Below are 7,469 nucleotides of genomic sequence, written 5' to 3'. Positions count from 1 at the left end.
GCTTCCCGGGTAGTTGAATGAAAACTGCCGTCAAAAAAAGAGGCAATCTTTTCATTTCCCAACTTTAAAAACCCGTGATCCCCATTGAAATCTGCTGTTATGGCATAGTCCGGGATGTCATGGTCTGTAATCCCAATAATGGTAAGCCCGTCCGACACCAGTTTTCTTTCGGAATTTTCAACTGCCACCAGAAGTTTCCTGATATGCTTTATATTGCTGATGACCGGGCGTTCGTGTTTTTGAATTTTGGCTATGAATGATATCTCTTTAAGCCTTTGTGAATCTGTAAAAAAAAGAGTTCCTCTGGACCAGGCACCCTCTTCCCGTGTCTTGGAAATATTTAAGATATTATTTAAAATGGGCGGGATCAAAATTTTGCTGTCAAATCCGAAATTTTTGTCTCTTTCATCAACGATGAAATCTGCAATGGCCTGCAGGGAATAATTTTTTAATACATAATCAGAAGAATTTACGGCAACCCTTCTTGAATTATAATCATGAACCAGCAGACAGGCTGCCTGTTCCAGCCATCTTTCAGTGGGATGGATAGAACACATATCCGGGTGGTGATCCGTCAGCCACATCTGGTAAAAAAAATCCTTGCAACTGCCGCCATAAGAAATTAAGCCCGACAATGCCAGATCATTTTCAGGCACCATATACTCCAGAGGCTGGCCTGAAATCTTTTCTTTAATACTCTTGCGCCATTTATCCTGATTATCATAAAAAATCTCTTTTAGTTTTGATTCATGCCATCTTAAAATATTTTGGGGATCAAAAACAGAGACGGGATCACCTTCTCCTGCAGCAAAGATTAAAGCGACCTTGCTGGGATGAGAAAATTTGGAAAGCCCTTCTGCTACCCCGTTGAGAATATTTGTAATACACAATTTCTGATAAAACGACTGGTTCATTTAATCCTAAGTAACTTTTTAATTTTACCTTCGTGACCTAAAGGTCACGCGTAACCTGAAGGTCACACGTAAACTTAATTGATACTCTTGTTGTATACATCTTGGCAAGAGTTTTTTATTGTAAAATAGTGCAAGGATTGCTATTGAAATAAAAAAACCAATGGAGGCATACAAAATTATGAGAAAATTACTTTTCCATTTGATGATATTTATTATGACAATTTGTTTATTCCCACAGCTTAGTTTTGCTAAAACCGGCTATGTTTCAGACATGCTGCTGTTAACTTTCAGACAGGGCCCTGGCAACTCTTATGCTGTAATAAAAACCTTGAAAAGCAATACCCCTGTCTCTATTCTGGAGGAAGAAAATGAGTTCTACAAGGTTGAACTCCGATCTAAGGAAATCGGATGGGTTGATAAAAAATTTATCATTTTTGAACTGCCGAAAAACCTTATTATCGACCAATTAAAGCAGGAAAACAAAACGCTTGAAAACAAAATTTCAAAATTAGAATCCCTTACTCAGACGATTAAAGATAAAATCAACTTCAGAGAAAGTGAATATTCTCAAAAAAACGAGTCTCTTGAAACCTCTTTAAAAACTGCTCTGGATGAAAAAGAAAGGTTAAGCAGTTCACTGTCAGATAGTCGGGGTAAATACAATACCTTGATTGAACAATCCAGAAACATCCAGAAAATTGTTAAAGAAAACAAGATACTTCAGGAGAAGAGTTCGACACTTTCCAAGGAGCTTGAGATACTAAAGACAAAAAATAAAGACCTTTTTAAAACCGGCATGATAAAATGGTTTCTATCCGGGGTCGGTGTTTTGCTGATAGGGTGGGTTATCGGACAGAGTGTATCTTCAAAAAAACGAGGTTCCTCCTCTCTTTTGGGCTAATCAAAAAATATATTATGCAGTGCATTAATAGTTGTATCCAGCTTGTCTTCATGAACAAGAAAATACAATGCTGCATTGGATGTACCAGATGAGATCATCTCAATATTAACATTGGCGTCGGAAACTGCTGTAAAACACTTTGCAGCAATCCCCCTGTTATTTTGAAGCCCTTCACCCACAATACTGACCAATGCCACCTTGGTTATCGTGGATGATTTCCTGTAGGGGGTGGGTCGGATTTTTCTAATACTTTGATGTCCTTTTTCAATATCATTTCTGGACAGCAACAGGCTGATGCAGGTTTGAGATGTGACCACGGATTTAATATTGATTCCTGATGATGCCAGGTTCTCCGTAATCTGGGATAAAATCCCGAATCTTGCCCCAATGCCTGTTGCATAAATTTTCAATACAGACACATCTGTTGTATAGGAAACACTTTTAATGATTTTTGGGGCAGTATAGGCATTTTTTGTGATACGGCTTCCGGGAGCATTCGGATGATAGGTGTTTTTAATGACAATATCAATCCCTGCCTTTTTTACTGGTTCAACCGTTCGGGGGTGTAAAATGCCGGCTCCTGTATAGGAGAGTTCTGCTGCTTCTTCATAAGTGAGTTCCGGAATCAGTTTACAATGGGGAATATTATCAGGATCGGCTGTCATAAACCCCTGGGTATCCTTCCAGATTTCCAGCACATCCGCCTTGATGGATGCCGCCACAACCGCAGCAGAATAATCAGATCCACCCCGGCCAAAGGTTGTGATATCCCCGGATTCACTCATCCCGTAAAAACCAGGGATAAAAACAATCTTTTCAGGCGTCATGGTGGAATCCATTGCAGCTATTAGATTTCTTGATGTTTTTGTCATAAGAGCCGATGCATCCATGAACTTGCCGTCGGAAATGATTCCTGCATCTTCAGGCAAAAGACAGCAACTTTCCTTGCCCATGCTTGATAAGGATTTTGAAAGAATATGTGCAGATATCCGTTCACCATAGGTGGCAATCATATCCTTCATCCTTGGCGTTGCTTCCCTGGTAAAGCTGACACCATAATAATATCTTTCCAGTTTTTGGAAAAATCCGGAAAGATCTTTGGACAATTGCTTTCTCTTATTTATATCATCAATAAGACTCTTGATGATAGTATTGTGCAATGTCTTTAGACTGGTAATAATCGACGGGATATTATCTTCGTTATCCAGGGCTTTTTCAATACCGGAAATCAAGATATCTGTTACACCATAAAAGGCTGACACAACAAAAATATCTCCCTCACCTCTTTTTGCAATCAGCTTTATAATCTTTCCGGCAGCCGGTCCGTCTTTAAGGCAACCACCACCTATTTTAATAACTTTCATGGCCAGCAACCTACCACAAAAAAATATATTTTTTCAAGATAAATGAATTGATAAAAATCAGATTCTTATATTTCTTTTAATAAATTCCATTCAACCGCATAAACAATGTTTACTTTTTTATTTTTTTCTTGACATAAGGCATTATTTCTTTCTATCAAACAAAACAAAAGTATCCTTTTTTAACTCATAAAAATCGGAAGGAGATGAAAATGTCCAACGAAAACGATTATGCAAAAAAAATATGGCTCGACTCCTATGAACAAGGTGTAAAAAGCTCTATTGACTTTGAGGATATTCTGATTCCCCAATATCTTGAAGAATCTACTCAAAATTTCCCGAATTACCCGGCCTTGATTTTCCAGGGGTTTACACTCACTTTCAAAGAACTCAATGAAATGGTAGCAAGGTTTACTGCGGTCTTAAAAGATTTCGGAATAAAAAAAGGAGACAGTGTTGCCATACTGCTTCCCAATGTTATCCCCTGTGTTGTCGCCTATTATGCCACCCTTAGAATCGGCGGCATTGTTGTTCTTAATAATCCCCTCTACTCCGACAGGGAATTGGAACACCAGTTTACCGATTCTAATTCAACTTTTTTGATTACACTTGACCTTCTTGCAAACCGGATGGTCAAACTTCGAGAAAAAACAAATATTAAAACCATTGTTTATTGCTCAATCGGTGACTATCTTCCCTTTGTTAAACGCCTTTTATTCCCACTTGTAGCAAAAAAGAAAGGTCTTGCAGCAGATGTAACGCCGGCAAAGGATCTTTACAAATTCAAAGATGTCATTGCAAAGGTCACTCCTGACTATACCCAGGCAGACGTGAATATTGATGATGTGGCCATGTACCAATACACGGGTGGAACAACAGGCGTCTCTAAGGGTGTCATGCTGACGCATAAAAATATCAGCTATCAGATCCAACAGGCCGTAGCCTGGTTTCCGACCTTTGAAAAAGGCGCTGAAATCATGCTGGGTGCCCTGCCGATCTTTCATGTTTTTGGAATGACGGTTTCAATGAATTTTGCCATCAAGATGGGATGGGCCAATGTACTGGTACCCAAACCCCAACCTGAACCTTTGCTCGAAGCCATCAGTAAATTCAAGGTTACTTTTGCCCCATTGGTCCCCACCATGTATATCGGTATGCTGGACCATCCTGATTTTGAACATACTGATCTTACAAGCATTAAAGGATGTTTTTCAGGCAGTGCCCCTCTGCCTTTGGAAGTGATTAACAATTTCCAGGAAAAAACAGGCTCAATCATTGTTGAAGGATTCGGCCTGACAGAATCCACACCGGTAACCCATATCAATCCCTTTAACGGGGTTAGAAAACAAGGCAGTATCGGTATTCCCATCCCAGAAACCGAATGCAAGATTGTTGATCTGAAAGATATAACCCGCGAAATGCCCATTGGTGAACCAGGAGAACTTCTCATGCGGGGGCCCCAGATCATGAAAGGCTATCTCAAGAAACCGGATGAAACAGAAAAAACATTAACCCAAGATGGCTTCCTTTGCACCGGGGATGTGGCCAAAATGGATGAAGACGGATACTTCTATATTGTAGATCGTATCAAGGACATGATTATCTCCGGAGGATTTAATGTATATCCAAGGGATATTGACGAAGTCCTGTTCGAACATCCCAAGATCCTTGAAGCCTGCTGTGTTGGTATCCCCCATGAAAAACGCGGTGAAGCAGTAAAAGCATTTGTTATCCTCAAGGAAGGTGAAGAAATGACTGAACGTGAAGTTATTGACTATTGCGATACAAAGCTTGCCAAATACAAATTACCCATTGAGATTGAATTCCGGCAGGAGCTGCCAAAATCCAATGTGGGTAAAATTTTAAGAAAGGATTTAAGAAAAGAAGAAAACACATAGTCCAATGGCATTTTAAGTGTTAAAGCCTTGAAGGACGGCAAAGAGAATACTTTTCAAGTCATTGTTAAGCTCAACACAGACATTGAAATTGATTATCTTAGAAACGGCGGTATCCTTCACTATGTGCTGCGCCAAATGATCAAAGCATAGATCAGAAGTTTACAAATCATTCCAAAAGCTTCTCAGCTTTTTCAAGATAAGGAGAGGACAGATTCAAGGATATTGCCTGTTGCAAACTGAGTCGACCTTCATCATTTCTTCCGGCACCCAGCTGGGCTTGACCTAAATGATAATGGGTGATGGGGTTTTCAGGTGACAGGATGCATGCATTTTTCAGATGATTGATTTGTCTTTTTGTATATAAAGCTCAGCAAGTTTAATATATCCATCCAAATAATCAGGAACATTTTTTAAACATAATTTCAGAATATCCGTCTGTTTTTCCCAGTTGTTATTTTTCCCATAAATTCCGGCAAGTGCCATTTGCGCTTCAGAAAATGACGGATTAAGGGAAAGTGATTTAATAAGGCTCTGCTGTGCAAGGTAGACATGCTCGCCTAAAAGATATGTAACACCCAGAAGATAATGTGCCAGAAAGTGATCGGATTTTTCCCGGGTCACCCGTTTAAAATGCTCTTCAGCGATTATTGGATTTTTGATGAAAAGATAATATTTACCGGCCAGAAGATTGAATTCAAGATCATTTTTCATTTCAGCTTTATAATTTTCCAAAAGTAAAGGTATCTTTTCTAACTGATTTTGGGCAAGAAGTATTTTAATCAAATATTTTTTTAAAGGCCTGTTTTCCGGAGCCTGGTCGATCAGTTTTTCAACAATTATCCGAGAATCTTGATATTGGTTGGTATTAAAATAGAATCGTGCCAATATCATTTGAATCGATAAATCTTCAGGCTCCAGTTGAATGGCTTTTTGGATCGACACTTCAGCATCTTCCATCCTGTCTTTAAGTTTCCAGTAATTCGCAATCTGGAGCAGTACATCTGTTGACTGAGTCTTGTTTGATATTGCTGTTTCAAACGTCTGTTGAGCCATATCAATCTTATCTTGCGCTATATAACAAGCCGCCAGCTTAATCAATACAATCTCGTTATCCGACGATATTCTAATGGCCTTTTTATATGCAGTTTCCGCATCCTCAAAACGACCTTCTAAAATCAGCAAATCTCCATATAAAGCTTTTACATGAGGATCATCAGGATGTCTGGTGTTAAGTTTATTCCAATTGTTTACAGCATCGTTAAATTTTCCTGTAACCAATTGAAGTTTTGTCAACTCTAGTAATATGTCATCTGCTTTCGGCTGTATCTGAATAATCTGATTAAACGTTTTTTCAGCTTTTGAAAATTCAGCCAGCCGCAGATATGCCTTGGCAATATTTTTTAGAACCGCAATCGATGCCGGCTGAATTTTTAATGCATCCTTCCAGAAAGAAAGAGCCTTTTTATATTCCCTGTGTGCAAAACTGCTGTTACCTTCAGTAACCAGATCTTTGAAACGGGTTTCCGGACTTTTCGCACAGGAAATATGGCAAAATAAAATAATACTTAATAATACCAGAAATCGGCTATCTTTATAAAATCTTTTTAAAGGCATAATTGCGGTATGATTTATCTTGTAAATATTGAAATTGTACTCTTTTAGTCTTCCAGTTTCAAATGTATTTTAGTAGCATTATGTGCGTTATTATACAAACAGTAAAAGGCATAATCAAACACAAAACAGAAGAATATTCTCCTTGACACCCCGATTATATACTATTAAATTTAATCTATTAAGTATAAGAAGTTACAGCAATAACTTAAAGGTAAGTAAAGTATGCAAAAATTACCAATAGGCATTCAAACATTCAGTAAAATCCGCAAAGGCAATTATTGTTATGCTGATAAAACCAAACTTATAGCCAAATTAATTAATCACGGAGAATTTTATTTTCTATCCCGGCCCCGCCGTTTTGGTAAAAGCCTGCTCATAGATACAATTGCAGAAGCTTTTCTGGGAAATAAAAAACTATTTCAAGGTCTCTATCTTGAAAACCACTGGGACTGGAGCAAAAAATATCCTGTAATACGCATTGATTTTGCTGCATCACTCCTTAATTCTGCTGATAGACTAAATGAAAAACTTCTGCACCAGATAGAAGACTGCGCAACCCTTTATAGAATTCAATTAAAACGAAAAGAACCTTCAGATCAACTCCATGAACTTATCCGCAAGCTGCACGAAAAAACAGGGCAGCGTGTTGCCGTCCTTGTTGATGAATATGACAAACCTATATTAGACAATATTACCAACCCCGACATAGCAAAAAAACAGCGCAACGGTCTTCGAAATTTTTATTCTGTACTCAAAGCCCAGGGAGCTCATCTTTGCTTTG

General features: G+C 38.5%; 6 protein-coding genes and 1 pseudogene. 4 read left to right on the top strand and 3 right to left on the bottom strand.

Annotated features, from left to right (window positions below):
• Positions 1–914: pseudogene (locus K8S13_RS07260) on the bottom strand (DNA-binding protein); the annotation flags it as partial.
• Between the two features lie 178 nt (positions 915–1,092).
• Here K8S13_RS07260 and K8S13_RS07255 point away from each other — a divergent pair.
• Entirely contained in the window at positions 1,093–1,815 is a 723-nt protein-coding gene (locus K8S13_RS07255; RefSeq protein WP_291461584.1) for a TIGR04211 family SH3 domain-containing protein, read from the top strand.
• Here the strand turns inward: K8S13_RS07255 and K8S13_RS07250 are convergent.
• Positions 1,812–3,179, bottom strand: a complete 1,368-nt coding sequence (locus K8S13_RS07250) for an aspartate kinase (protein ID WP_291461583.1) — start codon at positions 3,177–3,179, stop codon at positions 1,812–1,814. The two genes, K8S13_RS07255 and K8S13_RS07250, sit on opposite strands and share 4 nt — an antisense overlap.
• Positions 3,180–3,388: 209 nt before the next feature.
• Between K8S13_RS07250 and K8S13_RS07245 the strand changes: the two genes are divergently transcribed.
• Together K8S13_RS07245 and K8S13_RS07240 are read left to right on the top strand one after the other, a co-directional pair.
• On the top strand, positions 3,389–5,074 hold the full coding sequence (locus K8S13_RS07245; protein WP_291461581.1) for a long-chain fatty acid--CoA ligase: 1,686 nt from the start codon (positions 3,389–3,391) through the stop codon (positions 5,072–5,074).
• Between the two features lie 27 nt (positions 5,075–5,101).
• The gene (locus tag K8S13_RS07240; protein WP_291461580.1) at positions 5,102–5,224 is read left to right on the top strand and encodes a hypothetical protein; all 123 of its coding nucleotides are present in this window, start codon (positions 5,102–5,104) and stop codon (positions 5,222–5,224) included.
• A 183-nt stretch (positions 5,225–5,407) separates the two neighbouring features.
• Here the strand turns inward: K8S13_RS07240 and K8S13_RS07235 are convergent, their stop codons facing one another.
• Positions 5,408–6,688, bottom strand: a complete 1,281-nt coding sequence (locus tag K8S13_RS07235) for a tetratricopeptide repeat protein (protein ID WP_291461579.1) — start codon at positions 6,686–6,688, stop codon at positions 5,408–5,410.
• A 222-nt stretch (positions 6,689–6,910) separates the two neighbouring features.
• Here K8S13_RS07235 and K8S13_RS07230 point away from each other — a divergent pair.
• Positions 6,911–7,469: AAA family ATPase (locus K8S13_RS07230; RefSeq protein ID WP_291461578.1), on the top strand; the 559-nt coding region annotated here is incomplete at its 3' end.

It is taken from the genome of Desulfobacula sp. (assembly GCF_021107415.1).
Note: the sequence above shows the minus strand (reverse complement) of the source record. Positions and strands in the feature narration are given on the sequence as shown.